This window comes from Saccharopolyspora sp. NPDC000995, assembly GCF_053599315.1.
The window spans coordinates 124472-142210 of the sequence record NZ_JBSFLZ010000001.1 but is presented as its reverse complement, the minus strand read 5'-3'; the positions used below and the strand labels follow the sequence as shown (position 1 = coordinate 142210).

Sequence of the window (17739 nt, the reverse complement as noted above, 5' to 3'; positions counted from 1 at the left end):
TGCTCACCAGATCGCTGATCTGCCGGTTGATGCGGTCGCGCTCGACCATCACATGAGGAGTTTCATCTTCTCGCCGGCGAGATCCCAAGTTCCAATTGAAACTGCGGGCGAGCCGTCCACGGCCGCGCCGCGCCACAAAAGGCCGAACCGGCGGCGAGTCACCCGATCGGGGCGCTAGCCTGCTGTGGGATTTTCCTACGCGGTGAGGAACCGGATGGACAAGCGGCTGATCGACTGGACCGGCGAGCGCTGCGTGCCGTGGACCGACGACGTACAGGTCGTCTACGAGCACTACCACCGCTACGCCCTCGCAGCCCGCTTCGTGCGCGGCAAGCGGGTGCTCGATCTCGCCTGCGGCGAGGGCTACGGCGCGGCGCTGCTGGCCGCCGAAGGCGCCGAGGTGGTCGGCGTGGACATCGACCCGACCACGGTCGAACACGCCCGGCACAACTACGGCAGCCGCGACGTCAGCTTCCGGGTCGGCTCGATCACCGACCCCGAACTGCTCGCCGACGCCAAGCCCTTCGACGTGATCGTGTGCTTCGAAGCGATCGAGCACGTCAAGGACCACGACGCCGTTGTGAGCCTGGTCAAGTCCCGGCTCGTCCAAGGTGGACTGTTTCTGAGCAGCACCCCGGACATGGCCGTCTACTCGCACGAGCACGGCAACGACAACCCGTACCACGTCAAGGAACTCACCGCGAAGCAGTACGAAACGCTGCTGGAGGGCGCGTTCCGGCACGTGGCCGTGCTGAAGCAGAACGTCACCGTCGGATCGCTGCTCACCCCCGCCGACCACGGCGACCCGGACACCGCGATCGAAGGCGTCCGGCTGCAGACCATCGAAGGCCGCGACGGCGAATGGGCCGTCCGGCAAGGCGTCCCGCACACCTACCTGTTGGGCATCGCCTCCGACAAGCACCTGCCGAACCTGCCCGCCGCCGCGTTGCTGACCGACGCCGACCTCACGCTCATCCGCCGCGGCGGCGACGTCACGCCGATAATCGAACAACGCGACGCCGCGGTCGCGGACGTGGCCAAACTCCACGAGCTCTATCAGCGCAGCCGCGTCGAATCCGAAGAGCTCAAGAGCGCCATCAGCCGGCTCGAAGAACTGCGCAAAGACGAAGAGCACCGCGCCGACCAGAGCGTCCGCGAGCAGGCGAAGCTGCGAGCCGAACTGGACCGCGTCGGCGGCGAGCTGCACGAGAGCCAGCGCAGCGCGCAGCGCGACGCCGCGCGCATCGAGTGGCTGCGCGACACAGTCGCGCGGCTCGAAGGACGCGTAGCGGACGCCGAGCGGCAAGCGGTGGAGCTCGGCGCGGCGAACGCGGAGCTGGCGGCGCAGAACTCCGCGCTGGTGCAGCGCGCGGTGGCGAAGTACCGGAAGGTCGTCGAGCGCGTAGCGCCGCGCGGCACCGCGCGGCGCGATGCGTACGAGATCGCGCTCGGGCGCAAGCCCGGCGTGCCGCAGGCCGAAGAGGCGGTCGAGACCGGTCCGCTTCCCGTGCCGCACAGCGACAAACCGCTGGTCAGCGTGATCGTGCCGGTGCACGGCAAATGGCCCTACACCCGGCAGTGCCTGCGGTTCCTCGGCGGGCACGTGGTGTCCGTGCCGTTCGAGGTGATCGTCGTCGACGACGCCTCGCCGGACGACAGCGCCGAGAAGCTCGCCGCATGCGAAGGTGTCCGGCTGGTCCGCGCCGAACGCAACCTCGGGTTCATCGGCGCCTGCAACCTCGGCGCCGAGCATGCGCGCGGCGAATACCTGTTCTTCCTGAACAACGACGCCGAGGTCACTGAGTCCTGGCTGGACATCCTGATGGACACGATCCGCGGCGACGAACGCATCGGGCTCGTCGGCGCCAAGCTGGTCTACCCGGACGGCCGGTTGCAGGAGTGCGGCGGCATCGTGTGGTCCGACGGCAACGGCTGGAACTACGGCCGCAACACCGAGCCCGGCGGCGCCGAGTTCAATGTGGTGCGCGACGTCGACTACTGCTCCGGCGCGGCGATCCTGGTCCGCACCAACGTCTTCCGGCAGGCCGGCGGCTTCGACACTCGGTACGCGCCCGCCTACTACGAGGACACCGACCTGGCGTTCGCGGTGCGCGCGGCCGGCTACCGGACCCTGGTGCAGCCCAAGGCCGTCGTCGTGCACCACGAAGGCGTGTCCAACGGCACCGACCTCAGCACCGGGGTGAAGAAGCACCAGGAGCTAAACCGCAAGGTGTTCGTGGAGAAGTGGGCCGACACGCTGGCCGCCGAACACCTGCCAGAAGCCTCGCCGCGCAACCTCTGGCTCGCGCGGCAACGCGGCACCCGCGGGCACCACGGGCCGATCGTGCTGGTGAAGGACCACCAGGTGCCGCGCCCGGACTTCGACTCCGGTTCCGTGCGGATCCGCCGCGTGCTGGAGCAATTCGTTCAGCTCGGCTGCCGGGTGGTGTTCTTCCCCGGCAACCACGCGCGCCTGGAGCCCTACACGACGCAACTGCAGCAGCTCGGCGTCACGGTGCTGCCCGAACCCGAACTGCAGCAGGCGTTCCTGCACGAGGCGGGCTCGGAGATCTCGCTGGCACTGCTGTCCCGCCCGCAGGTCGCGTGGAGCCTGGTCGAGGAACTGCGCACCTGCGCGCCGCAGGCGGTCATCGCCTACGACACCGTCGACGTGCACTTCCTCCGGCTGGAGCGGCAGGCCGAGGTCGCCGAGCAGCAGGGCGACCCGGTGCGGGCGGAAGCGCTGCGGCGCAAGGCCTTCGCGTCGCGGCAAATGGAGCTCGGGCTTACCCGTTCCTGCGATGTCACGCTTGTGGTGTCCGAGGCCGAGCAGGTGCTGCTTCGCGAGCTGGTCCCGGACGCCGACGTGCGGGTGCTGTCCAACGTGCACGAGGTCGACTGGAGCCCGGCGAAGCCGGACGGGCGCAAGGACTTGCTGTTCGTCGGCAGCTTCGACCACCCGCCGAACGTCGATGCCGTGCGCTGGGCGGTGCGAGAGATCATGCCGCTGGTGCGGGAGAAATGCCCGGACGCGGTGCTGCACGTCGTCGGCAGCAACCCGACCGACGAGGTCCGGGAGCTGGCCGGGCGAGGCGTGCAGGTGCACGGCTGGGTCGCCGAACTGGAGCCGCAGTACGCGGCGAGCCGTGTGACCCTCGCGCCGCTGCGGTTCGGCGCCGGCGTCAAGGGCAAGGTCGGCGAAAGCCTCAGCCTCGGGGTGCCGGTGGTCGGCACGACGGTGGCGATCGAGGGCATGCACCTGGTGAACGGCGCGCACGTGCTGGCCGCCGACGATGCGGAGGGACTGGCGGAGGCGGCGGTCCGGCTGCTCACCGACGACGACGCCTGGAAGCGGCTGGCGGAGGCGGGCAAGGCTGGCATCGCGGCCCAGTTCGGGCCGGACGTCTCCCGAGCTGCCCTCCGTGACCTCCTCGCCACCACCGACTACGAGGCCTGACGCACCCGGTCCCCCGCAATTTCAATTGGAAATCGGACCTTCGATTTACATTGAAATTGCGGGGAACGCACGTTCGAGTCAGTCGCGGACCGTCGGCGGCAGGTGGTTGACCTGCTTGTCGAGGACCGCCTTGAACGCCTTCTGATCCGACGAGCCGCTGACGTCGATGATGATCGCCCAGTTGTGCGCGACGTAGGCGGTGCGGAACGTTCCGCCGGTGTTGACCACCTTCACACCCTGGAAAGACAGCTTGTCCATTTCGGACAGACCCTGCTGGGCGGCGAGGTACTTGTCGACCACGCCCTTGGCGGCGTCGGAGTTGGGCATCTGCAGCGCGAGCAGCGTCGTCTTCGGGGTCGTGCCCTCGGTGCCGTTAAACCAGCCGTCGACCAATCCGCCCTGGATCGCGGAGTCGAGCACACTCTTCGGCTGCAGAAGGCCGCCCTTGGCGCCCTTCAGGCTCGGCAGATCCAGCGCCCCGCTCCACGGGTGCGCCGGGCCGGACACCGTGACCAGAGTCTCCTGCGAGCTGGCCGGCGGGTTCGCCCTCGGAGGCGGCGGCGCGGGCAACTCCTGGGTCTGCACCGGGGGCGGCGGTGGCGCGGCGGTCGGCTCGGTCGGCGTGTTGCTGCTGGAGGTGAAGTAGAGGATCCCGGCGACGATCACGCCGACCAGCAGCACGCCGCCGATGGACAGCCCGGCGATCAGCTTGCCCTTGCCGGATTTGCTCGCGGACTCGAACACCTCGGGGCCTTGTCGCATCCACGACGCGTCGCCGCGGTCCGGCGTCCCCGGCAGGTCGTCGCCCCAGGGAGTGCCGGTGCTTTCGACGGCGCCCCAACCCTGCTGTGGCCCCCACTGCGGCTGCTGCACCTGGCCCCACTGCGGCTGCTGGCGGAGGTTGACGACCTGGGTGCTGTCGGAGTCGCTCGGCGGCTGGGCCTGCTGCTGCTGCACAAGCGGGTTGAGCACGACCCGCGTGGCTTCTTCGGCCGCACGACCTTGTTGTTGCGGCTGCTGCTGTGGGGTGGTCTGAGAGGCAGCGTCTCCCCAGCTGAACGCCGCCGGGAACGGGTTGGGCTGCTGCGGTGCCTGCTGCTGGGGGAATCCGCCGGAGGGCGGGCCTGCTTGCGGTTGCTGCTGCGGGAATCCGCTGGAGGAAGGACCCACCTGCGGTTGTTGCTGCGGGAATCCACCGGGCGGCGAGCCTGCATGCGGTTGCTGCTGCGGGAACTCGCCGGATGGCGTGTTCGCTTGCGGCTGCTGCTGCGGGAATCCGCCCGAAGAAGGCCCGTTCTGTCCGTTCTGGGCCCGAGCGAGCACGGCGTCTCGCCGCTGGCGGTACTCCTCAGCGGAAATCCGCCCCGCCGCGAGTTCGGCGTCGAGATTCTGCAGCTCGTCTTGCCAGGTCACCGATGCGCCCTTCTCAGTTTTGCGAACGCCCCCAATTGCGATCGACCGCCATTCTGGCACCCGCAAGGGGGAACGGGGGGCACCGGCCGGATAACGATCCGACTCGGAGTCTGGCCGCAGCGGGCTACGAGAAGGTATTAGGTCCACAACCTTCATGTCCCGAGCTAGGCTACCCAGCGTTGACTTCTCCGGCCGGGGACACGACTTGATGGGGTGATCTGGGTGGGTGACGCGCGGGTCGTCCACACTCACCCGGAGTCGTTCGCCGAGCCGAACCACGGATTCGCCTGGATTCGCATGATCGGCGCGCTCGCGGTCATCTACGGACACAGTTCGCCGCTGGCCGGAACGGGCGACCTGTTCCCGGCGGACTGGCCTGTGCAGCCAGACGAGGGCGTCCTGATGGGCTTCTTCGCGATGAGCGGCTTCCAGATCACGGAGAGCTGGATCCGAGATCCCCATCCGGGCAGGTTCGCCGCGAAGCGCATTCTGCGGCTGTGGCCGCCGATGCTCACTGTTTCGCTGACGCTGGCGCTGATCATCGGCCCGATGGTCACGACTTTGTCCGTCGGCGACTACTTCGCGGCCAACGGCACCTGGGGCTACGTCGTCAACAACGCCGGTCTGCTCACGCTCAAGCACGAGCTGCCGGGCGTGTTCGTGGACAACCCGTGGCCGAACGCGGTGAACGGGTCGTTGTGGACGCTGCCGATGGAGCTGCTGGCCTACGCCGCGCTCTACGCGCTGTTGCTGCTCGGCGCCGGGAAGCACAGGTACCGCTGGCTGGCGGTCGTGGCGCTGATCGGGATCATCACGTGGGACCGGTACCTGGAGGAGCTGCCGGGCGCGGAGTCGGCGGGATCGTTGCTCAGCGTGCCGGTCGAGTCGCTGGTGGCGTTCCTGGTCGCCTTCGCCTTCGGCGTGGTCCTCAACCTGTACCGGATCCCGCTTTCGCCGCTGGCGGCCAGCGGCGGCCTGGTGTTGCTGGTACTGATGCCCAACAGCATCACCGGGTCGTTCTGGATGACCTTCGCGGTCAGCTACGCGGTGGTCGTGACCGGGCACTTCTGGCCCTCGCGGCTGACGGTGCCGGGGGTGTGGGTCAACGGCAGTTACGGCGTGTACGTGTGGGGTTTCCCGATCCAGCAGCTGCTGGCGATGGCCGGGATCCGCAACCAGTGGTTGATGCTGATCTGCGCCGCCCCGCTGACCTACTGCGTCGGCACGCTGTCGTGGAAGTTCATCGAAGAACCGACGATGAAGCTGCGCCACTACCTCACCCCTGCCCAGAAGAAGAAGGAACCGGAGCGGTCGGAGGACGACCTCGGCGAGCCCGAAGACCTCGACGATTCCGAGGATCCGGACGACTTCGAACACCCGGAAACGGACGACTGGGACCAACGGGACGACAACCGGGCGGCGCGCTTCGACGATCCGGACGAGCCCCGAACGGCTCGCGAGGCGCCGACCATGCGCCGACCGCTGCCCCGCCCACCGCGACCTAACCGCGACGGCGCTGCCCCGGAACCCCCGACCAAGCTGACCCCGGCCCGCCCCGGGGCGGACCGGGCCCGCCCGGCACGTCCGCTCCGCCGCGCGAGCACCCCGTCGGAGCGCACTCAACGCCCCACCGCTGCGCCGAACGGCGCTGCGCACGGGGGAAGCTCCCGAATGGGGGCGTCGAATGACGCCCCGAGCATCGGCATCCCGCCAAACGGCACTCCGCGCGCGCTGAACGATGCGCCGCGCCCCACCACCCCGCCGAAGGGCACACCGGTCAACCACGACCGCGCTAACGGCGCGCCTCGGCACGGCAGCGCTGACGGCCCGAACGCGGTCCGGCTCAACGGGCTTCCCATGAACGGCACGGAGCCGCCGCTCGGTCGGCCATCCGCTCGAACCCGCCGCTGGGCCGAGGGCCCGCCCGCTGTGCCCTCGGAGGACTCGGTGCTGTCCAAGCGGCTGTCCGGGGACTTGGACTTGGACTCCGGCCAGACCTCCGTGGACCGCCCGGCCGTTCGCGGCACCGGTGGTCGGCGCGCCCGCCCGGAACCACCGCCGGCGCCGGAAGAGGAGACCCGGCCGGTCCGTACCAAGCGGCAGGACTGCCCGTAGCGCACGCGTACCCTCGGGTGTATGGCGCTTTTCGGTGACAAGACCAGGTTGATCGACCCGGCCGAGGCCCTGCCGGGTCGCTCCACCCCGCTCCCGGTGGCGGAGTCGCACGCGGTGTTCCCGGACCGGCGCATCCTGCCGCCGTTCCCGGAGGGCTACGCCACCGCGGTGGTCGGCATGGGCTGCTTCTGGGGATCAGAGCGAACTTTCTGGTGCACCGAGGGCGTGTGGTCGACGGCAGTGGGCTACGCCGGCGGCTTCACCGCGAACCCGACGTACGAAGAGGTGTGCTCGGGCTTGACCGGCCACACCGAGGCCGTCCTGGTGGTCTTCGACCCGGCCGCGATCAGCTACCAGCAGGTCTTGAAGGTCTTCTGGGAGAACCACGACCCGACCCAGGGCATGCGCCAGGGCAACGACATCGGCACCCAGTACCGCTCGGCGATCTACTACGCGGATGACCAGCAGAAAGCCGAAGCGGAAGCGAGCGCGCAAGCGTTCCAGAAGGCTCTGACCGAAGCGGGCCTGGGCCAGATCACGACGGAGATCGCACCGCTGAAGACCTTCTACTACGCGGAGACGTACCACCAGCAGTACCTGTCGGAGGCCAAGAACCCGAACGGCTACTGCGGTCTCGGTGGCACCGGGGTCTCCTGCCCGGTCGGCCTGGGTGTCCCGGGCGAGGGCTGAGCACGGTCGGCTCGATGGACGAGGACGGGGCCCGTGCCGGTTGGTCGGCACGGGCCCGTCGTGATTTCACGAATAGCCGCTCCGGGCGTGCCGTTCAGCCGTCCTGGCCTTGAGAGTCCTGGCCCTGGGCGTGGGCTTGCGCGGGGCTGCCGTCTTCGGAGTGCGCCACCGAGGATGCCGAGGCGCCCTGCTCGGAGGTCCCGTTCTGCCCGGATGTGGCGTTCTGGCTGGTCATCTGCTGCAGGAGCGAGGCGGGATCGAAGGGCGCTTGTTCGGCCGCGGCGATTCCGGCGCAACCCAATCCGCACAACCCCGTAAACAGCACCCCGACGATGAAACGACGCATGGAACTACCTCCGTGAACGAAGTGGACGATGCCGCACAGGAGAAGATCACATTGGCCGTAAACCCGCTTCTCTCATCACCTCAAAGAAGCCAGCGGTTCCCAATTTCGAGGGAAGCCGGAACAAGAACCCCACCTGATCAAGCGACCGGTCTCAAAACCCGGCCACAAGCTTGGCCAAAACCCGATCAAACCGGACCAAATGCCACTTGATCAGCGGCGACACCAACTTGCAAGACCCCGGTAAAACAAGAACCATCAACCCATGACGGACCACGTGTATCGCGTGACAGAAGTAGTGGGCACATCAACGAAAGGAGTGGACGACGCAATAAAAAAGGCGATCGGCAGAGCCTCCCAAACCCTAAGGAACATAGACTGGTTCGAGGTCGGAAACGTAAGGGGTCACGTGGAGGACAACGAACTGGCCCACTACCAAGTAACCCTGAAAATAGGCTTCCGCCTGGAATCCTAAAAGCCCAAACCAACCGACAGCCGAAGGCTGGAGGCCAGCGCCACTCAAGCGGCTGGGCGGGCTACTGGGGTCGCTGAGCGGCCCGGGAAACGCTCCCCAGCAGGGAGCCAACGAAACCGCAGCAACCGCTGCGCGGGGTTTGGGGGAGTCACTCCCCGGTGGAAATGGCTAAGGAGCCAAGGTCGAACGAAGTCGACACGAGGCTCCCAGCTTTGAGCGGATGACGGGACTCGAACCCGCGACCCTCACCTTGGCAAGGTGATGCGCTACCAGCTGCGCTACATCCGCGTATTCAGCGCCCTGTTGGGCTGTTGTTGACTACTTTAGCCCATCGTTGCGGTCCCGTTCACCGGGGGGACCTATCGGGTTGGGGAGGAGACCGCCCGGGTCGGGGTGATGCGCAGCAGGACGCGGTGTTCTTCCTGCATGGCCTGGCGATATGCGGCCCAGTCCTCGTGTTCGCCGGAGATGCTGCGGTAGTACTCCTCCAGGAGGGGGAGTGCGGCGGGGAGCTCGACGATCTCGACGGTGCCTTCGACCTGGATCCAGCGGCCGAAGAACTGGTCTGGCAGGACGCAAAGCCATGCGCGGGGGTCGCGGCGCAGGTTGCGCACCTTGGCTGCGCCAGCGACAGTGCTGACAGTGACGTGTCCGGCGCTGTCCGTGGTGGTCAGCACCGGTGTCATCTGGGGTGTGCCGTCGGCGCGGAGCGTGCTGAGCACGGCGCGGTGCTGGTTGCCGATCACTTCGCGGGCGTCGTCGAGATCCACTGCGACCTCCGTGCGATGACTGGTGACAGCCGTGGTCCGGGGGGTCCACGGTAGCGATTGCGCTGGTCGCGCGGAATTCGCCGCGGCTGGTCGTTGGGGGGAGTTCATGGGGATGGGTGAGGACGTCGCTGGGGGGCCGTTGCCGCACGACCGGGTGCTGCTGGCGCGGTTGCGGGCGGGGGATGATCTCGCTTATGGCGATCTGTACCTGCGGCACGCGCCTGCGGTGCGGCGGTTCGCGTTGAGCATGCCGCAACCCGGTATCGACGTAGACGACGTGGTCGCCGAGGTGTTCTTGCGCACATTGCGTGCGGTTCGCGCCGGGTACGGGCCGCGCGATGCGATCCGCACCTACTTGTCGACGGTGGTGCGGCGGGTGCTGTGGGAGTGGGCGGCGGCTCGCCGGGCCGAGCTGATGAACGCCGATGAGCTGGGCGAGCACGCGCCACGGCAGCGCGATCACCAGTCCGTGCAGGCTGAGGGGGAGTTGCTGGCCCGCGCGTTCCACCGGCTGCCCGCGCGTTGGCGGGAGGTCCTGTGGTGGACCGAGGTGGAGGGGCATCGGCCGGCCAGCCTCGCCGGTCAGCTGGGGCTGACCCCGAACGCGACGGCGGTGTTGGCGCATCGGGCGCGCCGCGGGTTGCGGGAGGCTTACCAGCATGCGGCGGAGTTGCCGGCCGCGGGCTGCTTGCGCCGCGCTTGATGGGGCGGCGGGTTCGGGGTTGGCTGGACGCCGCTCATGATCGACAATGGGAACGTTCGGGGCTCGACTATCACCCGTCGGGCCCATGACGCACGCGGTACCGTTGCTCCACGCTCGGTGACCGATGGGTTCGAGTGGCGAGACGATGTTCCGAAGCGACCAGCCCGGGTGGGCGGGGAGGCGACGATGAACCGGGTGGTGCGGGGTTCCGACGGCCGGCAGTGGACGATCAAGGCGAGCCTTGAATGGTCCAACCCGATCGCGGCGGACGAGTTCGAGCACGACGTCAACGGGGGTTCGGCGCCGGCGATCCTGATGGGCGCGCTGTTCCTGTTCCTGGTCGTGATGTTCGTGGTTTGGACGCCGACCGAGGTGTACGTGCCGAGATGGTTGATCTTGCTGCTGATCGCGGGCGTGCTGTTCTTCCCGGTCCGCTGGGTGCTGCGGCGCCCGTGGACGGTCACTGCGGCCACCCCGGGCGACCACGACGAGAACCCGCCGGAGACCTGGGTGGGTGTGGTGCGCGGTTTCTTCGACGTGCGCCAGGAAATCTCCTCGGTGGCCCGGCACATCGAGTTGTACGCGGAGCCGGACATGAACGGCGGCCTCCAGCCGGTGGAGTAGCGATTTCACCGAGCGTTTCAGCCTCGATGGGAACCGGCATGCCGGTTCCCATCGAGGTTTTTTATCCTGATCTTGGCTGGTCAGGGGGTGTGGACACCGGTGGTGGGGGTGTGGGTCGGCTGGTCAGGACCATGATCATTGAGCCAGGACGGCGGCGTGACGATCACGCTCAACCAGATGTACGGAGAATTGCAGGCGATGCACGGAGAAGTCCGTGAAATGCGAACCGAGCTGCGCGCCGGGCCGCAAACCGTTTCCGACCACGAAACCCGGCTGCGCACCCTTGAGTGCAAGGTGTGGGCCGCTGCCGGCGCGGCCGGGACCTCGGAGCGATCCTGACCGCCCTATTGGCCGCTTACACCAAGAATTTTGGGATGTGATCACATGGCCTGGCGCGTCGCACGCAGTCTGGAAACCCTGGGCGAGCAGTTCAACGCCGCGTACCCGAATCGAAGGAAAACGAGCGATGGCGGTATCGGCGATGCCGCGCACGCCTCCGATCGTCCGATCACACCCGTGGTACATCGTCGACGGCATCTGCGTTGCCACCGCCCGCGATTTCACTCACGACCCGGCCGCCGGGCTGGACATCGACCGGATCACCGACGAGCTCGCCGCGAGCCGCGACCCGCGAATCAAGTACCGGGAACGGTACTTCTGGTGGCGCTGCTGGGGCATGACCACCTCGCTGGCGAACCACAATGGTTCGAGACCGCGGAAGAAGTCAGGCCCGGCGCACTCCGGACCGGCACGTCGACGCCTCCATCGACCAGGCCCGCCTGAAAGCGGCATCCTGAAACTTGACACAGACATCAAGAAGCCCGCGACCAAAGATCGCTAGGCGGCTGACCGAGCGGCCGGTGTCCCATCCGGACCCACCGAATGGGACGCCGCGGTGTCATCTGCGATGCCACCTACCGCTCCTCCGCGGGTCTATTCGCCGCGGTAGACGCAGTACAGTTGGTTGTTGAATACCGCGAGCGCCGGTCCGGCGGCTGATTTGTAGTAGTTGGTGACGGGGTTGTCGGTGCTCCATTGAGTGCCGTCGAAGGACGAATACCAGAGGGTATCGTCGTTGCCGCCCCGGTGGACGCAGTACAGCGAGTTGTTGAACACCGCGAGGGCCGGTTGTGCCACGGTTTGGTGGTTGGGGAACTTGGTTTCGCTGCTCCAGGATTTGCCGTCGAAGACGATGTATCTGAGGCTGATGTCGGTGTTGTCGCCGCGGTAGACGCAGTACAGTTGGTTGTTGAATACCGCCAGCGCCGGTCCGGTGGCTGATTTGTAGTAGTTGGTGACGGGGTTGTCGGTGCTCCATTGAGTGCCGTCGAAGGACGAATACCAGAGGGTATCGTCGTTGCCGCCCCGGTGGACGCAGTACAGCGAGTTGTTGAACACCGCGAGGGCCGGTTGTGTCACGGTTTGGTGGTTGGGGAACTTGGTTTCGCTGCTCCAGGATTTGCCGTCGAAGACGATGTATCTGAGGCTGATGTCGGTGTTGTCGCCGCGGTAGACGCAGTACAGTTGGTTGTTGAATACCGCGAGCGCCGGTCCGGCGGCCGAGTGGTAGTTGGAGATGGTGGTGTCGGTGCTCCATTGGGTGCCGTCGAAGGACGAATACCAGAGGCTATCGTCGTTGCCGCCCCGGTGGACGCAGTAGAGGGTGCTGTCGAATACGGCAAGAGCCGGCTCGTTGGCGGTTTGGTGGTTGGGGAACTTGGTTTCCGCGCGCCAGTTATTGCCGTCCAAGCTGATCCATCGAATGGCATAGTCGGACATGACTGTTGACCCTTCTTCTAATGGAAACGGTGCGTCAATGCCGGGTAGACGGCGGGGATCGCACCCGCTAATTCCCTGCAAATCCGGACGTAACCCTCTCTGCTTATCCGGCTCGTTCAGTAGTCAGGTCGTGTAGCGCAGCGCCCAGCGCGAACAGGTTGGGCGATCGTTGCAGGGCACCCTTCAACCGCCCTCTCGTCCGGGCTTCGCTGCGTACGAGCCGTTTGTTCTTCCGTCTCGCCCAGCGCATCAGATGGCGATAAACCAAGGTTCCGTCGGGCATCTGCATCGGCGCCTTCAGCCAGCGCTCCACATATAACATGACCCACCGCCGGGTCGTGTGACGCGCCACCGCCTTGAGTATCAGATCCCACGACACGGAGTCCAAGAAGGCCTTGACATCGAAATCGACGACCCAGTTCTTCTTGAAGCACTGCTGCCGACATACCCGCACGCGTCCACCGGTGACCGTCCAGGGCAGTAGTCGTAGGAGTCGTCGTTGAATACCTTCTCCACGTCCGGCTCCAACATCAGCACGGCCGCAGTCTGCGCCACCTTCTTCCTGGGTATGCAAGGACAAGTCTGTGCCTTTCGGGAAATACTGGCGAAGCAGTCCGTTAGTGTTCTCTTTGCTGCCGCGTTGCCACGGCGAGTGGGGGTCACAGAAGCAGAGCGAGTCTAAATCCGCGCCACGTGGGACAGGAAGCGTCCAATCAGGTTCTGCTACGGCCGATCTGGCAGCAGTGCGGAAATCGTTGGTTGTAGTGTCTCGTCAGTCATCAATGAGGACGACCAGGGTCAATTCGTCAGGAGCCGCCCATTCGCCCCATGCCGAGGTATGCCGGCGAGACCTACCAGTCATACACCGTTCGCACTCACGAAGAGCTGGCCCGCCCGGGTTTTTGGGGCCTGATCATCTGTCTCGTCGGGCCGGAACGGGCGTAGATTTCGGGAGAAGATCCGTGGGATTTGCGGATTGGAATATTCCGGCTCGCCTGCTGGTCGGGGTGTCGGGGGTGTTGCTTATCGCGCGGAGATCGCTAATCGGCCCTTGATAGGTGTCATCCAGCACCCACGCATCCGGTGCCACCACATCGACCGCCCGCTTGGCCAACCGCCGCCGCACCGCCACGTAATCCCACGTCGAAGAAGTGATGAACTGCTGCAACCGCTAGTGATCAACACCCACACGCTCGGCCATCGGCTGCATCGATTTCCGGACTTCCGGCGACCGTCCAGTATCGTCGTTTCCGGGGGCAGTCAGGTGGTCAGGCTCCATTGATGCTTGCCGTGTGGTTCGTCGATCCACACCCACTGCTCGCCGGCCTCGACGGTCAGGCCGAGGCGTGACCATTCCGGCTCGCCCGCCGCGCGCCACAGATGGTGTGCTTCCTCGACCGCCGACCACAGCGGCGTCGGTCCGGACTCGGTCACCGACCATGTCCCGTCGGGTGTCGGCTCGTGCATGACGACTGCGTGTGATCCGTCCGGTGTGGTGATGGTTCCGGCGGTGGGCTGCCGGGTGTCCGGATCGAACTGCACTCCGAATCGCGCGCCGTCGGGTATCCCGGCGAAGTGCGCGAGGAACCACACCACGCGATTGCTCTGCCACGGGTCAGGCGGCACGTTCGTCATCCTGGTGTGGGCGTCCGCAGTTCGCGGTGCGGACAGCGGTCGGGGCTGCTCGTGCTGGTGACGCATCACCATGAACGCCGCCCACCGATCCGTGAACCGCCCTTCAAGCCGCTCACCGGACCGGCGCAGCAGCACCAGGTTTCCCGCACCGATCCCGGTCTTGATGTCAGTCAGGAGTAGCCCGCCGTCGGTCAGCTGCTCGTACCAGGCACGCGGCACCGCTGGCACCGAGCACGTCGCGATGATCCGATCGAACGGCGCGTGTTCTCGCAGGCCCTCGGCGCCGTCCCGCGTGACGAGCGTCGGGTACAGCCCGATCGAGGCGAGTCGGTTCCGCGCCGATTCGACCAGTTCGGCGTCGAGGTCGACGGAGAACACTCGCTTGTCGCCGAGCCGGTGCGACAGCAACCCGCAGTTGTAGCCGGTGCCGGTACCGACCTCCAACACCTTGTGCCCGTCGCGCACGTCGAGGGTTTCGAGCATCCGCACCATGAGGTCGGGTTTGGTGCTGCTGGAAATGCCCTCGCGGTGCGTGCCCCGATCGGCGAGCGCGGTCACCAGCGTGATCGGCGAGTACACCCGGTCAAGGCCGCTCGGCGAAGTCACGTCAACCGGTCGCCATTCGCCGCGGTTGTCCTGCTCGTAGACCTCGGGCACCAAGCGTGCCGCGGTGTCGCGGCGACCGCCGCGTGCCACGCCGGGTCGCGTAGGTCATTGCGGGCGGCGAGGTCGTCGGCAAGCGCTTGCGCCCGCGGCTTCCACGCGCGATCGAGTTGAGCCGTCATGGTTGTCCCTTCGTCAAGAGATCAGCGAGAACGCCGGTCAGCGGTGCACCCGTGCGCGCTTCGATCCACCCATACTGCCCACCGGGGTTGATCTCCAGAAAGACCCAATCGCCCGACGGAGTGACCACGAAGTCCAGCGCTCCATAGACGAGCCCGAGCGCCCGCATGAGCGCATGAATTCCCGCGACCACTTCGGTGGGCGGGTCGATCAGTTCGTAGGTGAGAGCGTCGTAATCCGAGCGCCAGTCGACGTAGGAGGCCGCGTTTCCCGCGTGGAGCGCTGCCGCCGTGATGTGCTCGCCCATGACGATCACGCGCACCTCAAAGGCTTTCGGCACCCAGCGCTGCACCATGTGCGCGGTGACCTCGATTCCGCGTAAATCCCCAAGGTCGGCAGCGTCGAGGACCCGCGTCCACGACAGCTTGCGGGTGCCCTCCTCCGAGATCGTGTTCGACCCCAACAGCTTGGTGATCGTGCGCCCCTCGAACGGGTGCCATCAACCGAGTCGGTCGCCGCGTACTGCGCCGTGCTCGGCCTGACCACGACCGCGCGCGAACGGTTGATGAGACTCGCGCGTGAAGCGGTCTCGGAACCAGCTAACACGGTGTCGGTCGGCCCGGCTGGCGAGGCCGATCAGCTGGCCGCACTGCTCGAATTCGAGCGGATCGCAACGTCCATCACCGATGTCTCACCGATTCTGATTCCAGGGTTGCTTCAGACCGCCGACTACGCGCGGGCGATCATGAGCGCGGGCATTCCGGTCGGCGAGACAGACAAGCGGGTCATGATGCGACTGGGCCGTCGCGAACTGATCACCCGCCGCCGCGAGCCGGTGCGATTCGCTGCGTTCATGCTCGAAGCCACGTTGCGCCAGTCGATCGGCGGGCCCGCTGTGATGGCCGAGCAGCTGCAATTCCTGCTGGAGATAGCCGAACGCGACAACGTCCAGGTGCGCGTCATCCCCAGTTCCGCGGGGTGGACGCCGGCGCACGCCGGGCCGTTCGTGCTGCTGGAGTTCGCGAAGGCCGCGCCTGTGGTGCACCTTGAGCACCACAGGTCAAGCGCGTTTCTCCGCGATGAGGCGGACGTCACCGCGTTTGTTCAGGCGCGGGATGATATCGAACGGGTGGCGATGAGCCCGCGGGATTCCGCCGAGCTCATTGCCGACGTCCTCAACCGTGAGGAGACGACACCGTGACGGTATCGCAACACCCCGTCGGCTGGCGCAAGGCGAGTTACAGCAGCCAAGAGACGAACTGCGTGGAGGTTGGCCGCGCCGGTGACGGCGCCGCCGTGCGCGACACCAAGAACCGCGCCGCCGGATACTTCACCGCCAACCGCGAGCAGTGGTCGTCGTTCGTCGCCGCGATCAAGGGCGGTAAGTTCGACGCCTGACCCACAACAAAGAAGCGCCCGCCCGGTAGTTCTGGTACTGGGCGGGCGCTTCCGTTTTTACTGGCGGTTACCACCGCCAGTAGTAGCGGCCGTACGCCGTCCATTTGGTCGGGGCGTACTGGAGGACGTGGAAGGCCATGCCCTTGCCTTTGGCGATGAACGGTCGCGGCGCAGCTTCTCCCGCAACACCCCGTCGTAGTGCCCGTTGCCGTCGAGCCACCGCTCGTACTGCTTTAGGCACCGCTGATTGGAGTGGTACGGGTTCGAGCACGGGACGCGCGGAAACCAGAGCTGTTCGTGCCGGAAACGGATCACGGTGCCGGTGGCTTCCGTGATCGTGCCCTCAGCGATCAGGCACACTATCGACGTGGGCACCTGCCACGGCACGTAGTGCTGCCGGTCGCCGTCCGACGGCAGCGGGCGCAGGAGCATCCGTTCGGTCCCCGGGCCACCGCCGGCGGTTCCGGCGCGGGCACCGTCGCGGGAGTGCCGGCAGACATCGGTGACAGCTCGGCCGACTCGCCGCGGGGAACGCTCGTTCCCGCCAGGCACAGCACGATCGCGGCGAAGAACGACAGGCTCACGCAGGCGACCAGGCGCCCGTCATGCGTCGTTGGATGCATTTCTGCCCCGAATCTGCCCCAAAGGTCGGGGCGTTCGGGCAGGTCAGAACGACTTTCGCTGGCACACTGGACCGGTGCCGGAACTTCCCGAGGTGGAGGCGTTGGCCCAGCACCTCCGCGACAACGCTGTGGGCCGCACCGTGGCGCGCATCGATGTGGCGTCGATGAGCGTGTTGAAGACCGCCAGCCCGCCGTGGACGGAGCTGCACGGTCGTGCCGTCACCGGTGCGGTGCGGCACGGCAAATACCTCGACCTCGATTGCGACGGGTTGCACCTGGTGTTCCACCTGGCGCGGGCCGGTTGGTTGCGCTGGTCGGACGACCTGTCGCCGGTGCCGCCGAAGCCAGGCAAGGGGCCGATCGCGCTGCGAGTGCACCTGGGCGGTGCGGGCTTCGACCTGACCGAGGCCGGCACGCAGAAGAAGCTGGCGGCCTGGGTCGTTGATTCGCCCGCGCAGGTGCCGGGGATCGCGAAGCTGGGTCCGGATGCGCTGGGCCTGGATGCGGCCGGGTTGGCCGAGGTCCTCGCGGGGCGCACCGAGCGGATCAAGACGCTGCTCACCGACCAGTCCGCGCTGGCCGGGATTGGCAACGCCTACTCCGACGAAATCCTGCACGCCGCGAAGCTGTCGCCGTTCGCGACGGCGGGCAAGCTCGACGCCGCCACGGTCGAACGGCTGCACAGCAGCGTGCAGGAGATCTTGCGGGATGCCGTGCAGCGATCGCTGAAGCAGGACGCGGCGCGGCTGAAGGCCGAGAAGCGGTCGGGGATGCGGGTGCACGGGCGGGCCGGGTTGCCGTGCCCGGTGTGCGGCGACACGGTCCGGGAGGTGTCCTTCGCGGACCGGTCGATGCAGTATTGCCCGACCTGCCAGACCGGCGGCAAGCCGTTGGCAGATCGCCGGTTGTCGCGGCTGCTGAAGTAGTTGTC

Annotated in this window: 19 protein-coding genes, 1 tRNA gene and 2 pseudogenes; 11 read left to right on the top strand and 11 right to left on the bottom strand. The window is 66.9% G+C overall.

Going from position 1 to position 17739, the window contains the following annotated elements; all coding sequences use genetic code 11:
• The first annotated feature begins 214 nt into the window (after positions 1-214).
• Positions 215-3457: a glycosyltransferase gene (locus tag ACWDKQ_RS00740; protein WP_450136659.1), complete on the top strand. Its 3243-nt coding sequence runs from the start codon at positions 215-217 to the stop codon at positions 3455-3457.
• A gap of 78 nt (positions 3458-3535) precedes the next feature.
• On the opposite strand, the gene ACWDKQ_RS00735 is transcribed toward ACWDKQ_RS00740, so the two are convergent.
• Positions 3536-4870: a hypothetical protein gene (locus ACWDKQ_RS00735; RefSeq protein ID WP_450136658.1), complete on the bottom strand. Its 1335-nt coding sequence runs from the start codon at positions 4868-4870 to the stop codon at positions 3536-3538.
• 222 nt (positions 4871-5092) lie between these two features.
• On the opposite strand from ACWDKQ_RS00735, the gene ACWDKQ_RS00730 reads away from it, so the two are divergent.
• Both ACWDKQ_RS00730 and msrA read left to right on the top strand, forming a co-directional pair.
• On the top strand, positions 5093-6985 hold the full coding sequence (locus ACWDKQ_RS00730; RefSeq protein WP_450136657.1) for an acyltransferase family protein: 1893 nt from the start codon (positions 5093-5095) through the stop codon (positions 6983-6985).
• Between the two features lie 21 nt (positions 6986-7006).
• On the top strand, positions 7007-7675 hold the full coding sequence (gene msrA / locus ACWDKQ_RS00725; RefSeq protein WP_450136656.1) for a peptide-methionine (S)-S-oxide reductase MsrA: 669 nt from the start codon (positions 7007-7009) through the stop codon (positions 7673-7675).
• Positions 7676-7769: 94 nt separating this feature from the next.
• Here the strand turns inward: msrA and ACWDKQ_RS00720 are convergent, their stop codons facing one another.
• Entirely contained in the window at positions 7770-8021 is a 252-nt protein-coding gene (locus ACWDKQ_RS00720; RefSeq protein ID WP_450136655.1) for a hypothetical protein, read from the bottom strand.
• A gap of 262 nt (positions 8022-8283) precedes the next feature.
• On the opposite strand from ACWDKQ_RS00720, the gene ACWDKQ_RS00715 reads away from it, so the two are divergent.
• Positions 8284-8493 carry a dodecin gene (locus ACWDKQ_RS00715; protein ID WP_450136654.1) on the top strand — a complete coding sequence of 70 codons (210 nt, stop codon included), beginning with the start codon at positions 8284-8286 and terminating at the stop codon, positions 8491-8493.
• A 215-nt stretch (positions 8494-8708) separates the two neighbouring features.
• Here the strand turns inward: ACWDKQ_RS00715 and ACWDKQ_RS00710 are convergent.
• Both ACWDKQ_RS00710 and ACWDKQ_RS00705 read right to left on the bottom strand, forming a co-directional pair.
• Positions 8709-8781: transfer RNA gene (locus tag ACWDKQ_RS00710), tRNA-Gly, on the bottom strand.
• Between the two features lie 71 nt (positions 8782-8852).
• Positions 8853-9263 (bottom strand): PPOX class F420-dependent oxidoreductase, encoded by a 411-nt coding sequence (locus ACWDKQ_RS00705; RefSeq protein WP_450136653.1) that lies wholly within the window; start codon positions 9261-9263, stop codon positions 8853-8855.
• Between the two features lie 112 nt (positions 9264-9375).
• Between ACWDKQ_RS00705 and ACWDKQ_RS00700 the strand changes: the two genes are divergently transcribed.
• The 4 genes from ACWDKQ_RS00700 (at position 9376) to ACWDKQ_RS00685 (ending at position 11431) form a co-directional block, all read left to right on the top strand.
• Positions 9376-9966 carry an RNA polymerase sigma factor gene (locus ACWDKQ_RS00700; RefSeq protein WP_450136652.1) on the top strand — a complete coding sequence of 197 codons (591 nt, stop codon included), beginning with the start codon at positions 9376-9378 and terminating at the stop codon, positions 9964-9966.
• A 186-nt stretch (positions 9967-10152) separates the two neighbouring features.
• The gene (locus ACWDKQ_RS00695; protein ID WP_450136651.1) at positions 10153-10590 is read left to right on the top strand and encodes a DUF983 domain-containing protein; all 438 of its coding nucleotides are present in this window, start codon (positions 10153-10155) and stop codon (positions 10588-10590) included.
• A gap of 156 nt (positions 10591-10746) precedes the next feature.
• Positions 10747-10929, top strand: a complete 183-nt coding sequence (locus ACWDKQ_RS00690; RefSeq protein WP_450136650.1) for a hypothetical protein — start codon at positions 10747-10749, stop codon at positions 10927-10929.
• 127 nt (positions 10930-11056) lie between these two features.
• Positions 11057-11431, top strand: coding sequence for a hypothetical protein (locus ACWDKQ_RS00685; RefSeq protein ID WP_450136649.1), 375 nt, complete (start codon positions 11057-11059; stop codon positions 11429-11431).
• Between the two features lie 92 nt (positions 11432-11523).
• Here the strand turns inward: ACWDKQ_RS00685 and ACWDKQ_RS00680 are convergent, their stop codons facing one another.
• The 6 genes and pseudogenes from ACWDKQ_RS00680 to ACWDKQ_RS00655 all read right to left on the bottom strand — a co-directional run bounded on the left by ACWDKQ_RS00680 (position 11524) and on the right by ACWDKQ_RS00655 (position 15250).
• Positions 11524-12369, bottom strand: a complete 846-nt coding sequence (locus tag ACWDKQ_RS00680) for a sialidase family protein (protein ID WP_450136648.1) — start codon at positions 12367-12369, stop codon at positions 11524-11526.
• Positions 12370-12472: 103 nt separating this feature from the next.
• Complete coding sequence (locus tag ACWDKQ_RS00675; protein WP_450136647.1) at positions 12473-12823, bottom strand: hypothetical protein; 351 nt, start codon at positions 12821-12823, stop codon at positions 12473-12475.
• A gap of 102 nt (positions 12824-12925) precedes the next feature.
• Positions 12926-13045 (bottom strand): annotated as a pseudogene (locus ACWDKQ_RS00670) (transposase); the annotation flags it as partial.
• A 381-nt stretch (positions 13046-13426) separates the two neighbouring features.
• A pseudogene (locus tag ACWDKQ_RS00665) lies at positions 13427-13588 on the bottom strand (transposase); the annotation flags it as partial.
• A gap of 41 nt (positions 13589-13629) precedes the next feature.
• Positions 13630-14700, bottom strand: a complete 1071-nt coding sequence (locus ACWDKQ_RS00660; protein WP_450136646.1) for a methyltransferase domain-containing protein — start codon at positions 14698-14700, stop codon at positions 13630-13632.
• An 85-nt stretch (positions 14701-14785) separates the two neighbouring features.
• Positions 14786-15250: a hypothetical protein gene (locus ACWDKQ_RS00655; protein ID WP_450136645.1), complete on the bottom strand. Its 465-nt coding sequence runs from the start codon at positions 15248-15250 to the stop codon at positions 14786-14788.
• Positions 15251-15280: 30 nt separating this feature from the next.
• Here ACWDKQ_RS00655 and ACWDKQ_RS00650 point away from each other — a divergent pair, with 30 nt between their 5' ends.
• Positions 15281-15988, top strand: a complete 708-nt coding sequence (locus tag ACWDKQ_RS00650) for a DUF5753 domain-containing protein (RefSeq protein ID WP_450136644.1) — start codon at positions 15281-15283, stop codon at positions 15986-15988.
• Positions 15985-16185, top strand: a complete 201-nt coding sequence (locus ACWDKQ_RS00645; RefSeq protein WP_450136643.1) for a DUF397 domain-containing protein — start codon at positions 15985-15987, stop codon at positions 16183-16185. The genes ACWDKQ_RS00650 and ACWDKQ_RS00645 overlap by 4 nt, the downstream gene beginning before the upstream one ends.
• Before the next feature lie 57 nt (positions 16186-16242).
• Here the strand turns inward: ACWDKQ_RS00645 and ACWDKQ_RS00640 are convergent, their stop codons facing one another.
• Positions 16243-16617, bottom strand: coding sequence for a hypothetical protein (locus ACWDKQ_RS00640; protein WP_450136642.1), 375 nt, complete (start codon positions 16615-16617; stop codon positions 16243-16245).
• 265 nt (positions 16618-16882) lie between these two features.
• On the opposite strand from ACWDKQ_RS00640, the gene ACWDKQ_RS00635 reads away from it, so the two are divergent.
• A complete protein-coding gene (locus ACWDKQ_RS00635; RefSeq protein WP_450136641.1) occupies positions 16883-17734 on the top strand; it encodes an Fpg/Nei family DNA glycosylase in 852 nt (283 codons plus the stop codon).
• The last annotated feature ends 5 nt before the right edge of the window (positions 17735-17739 follow it).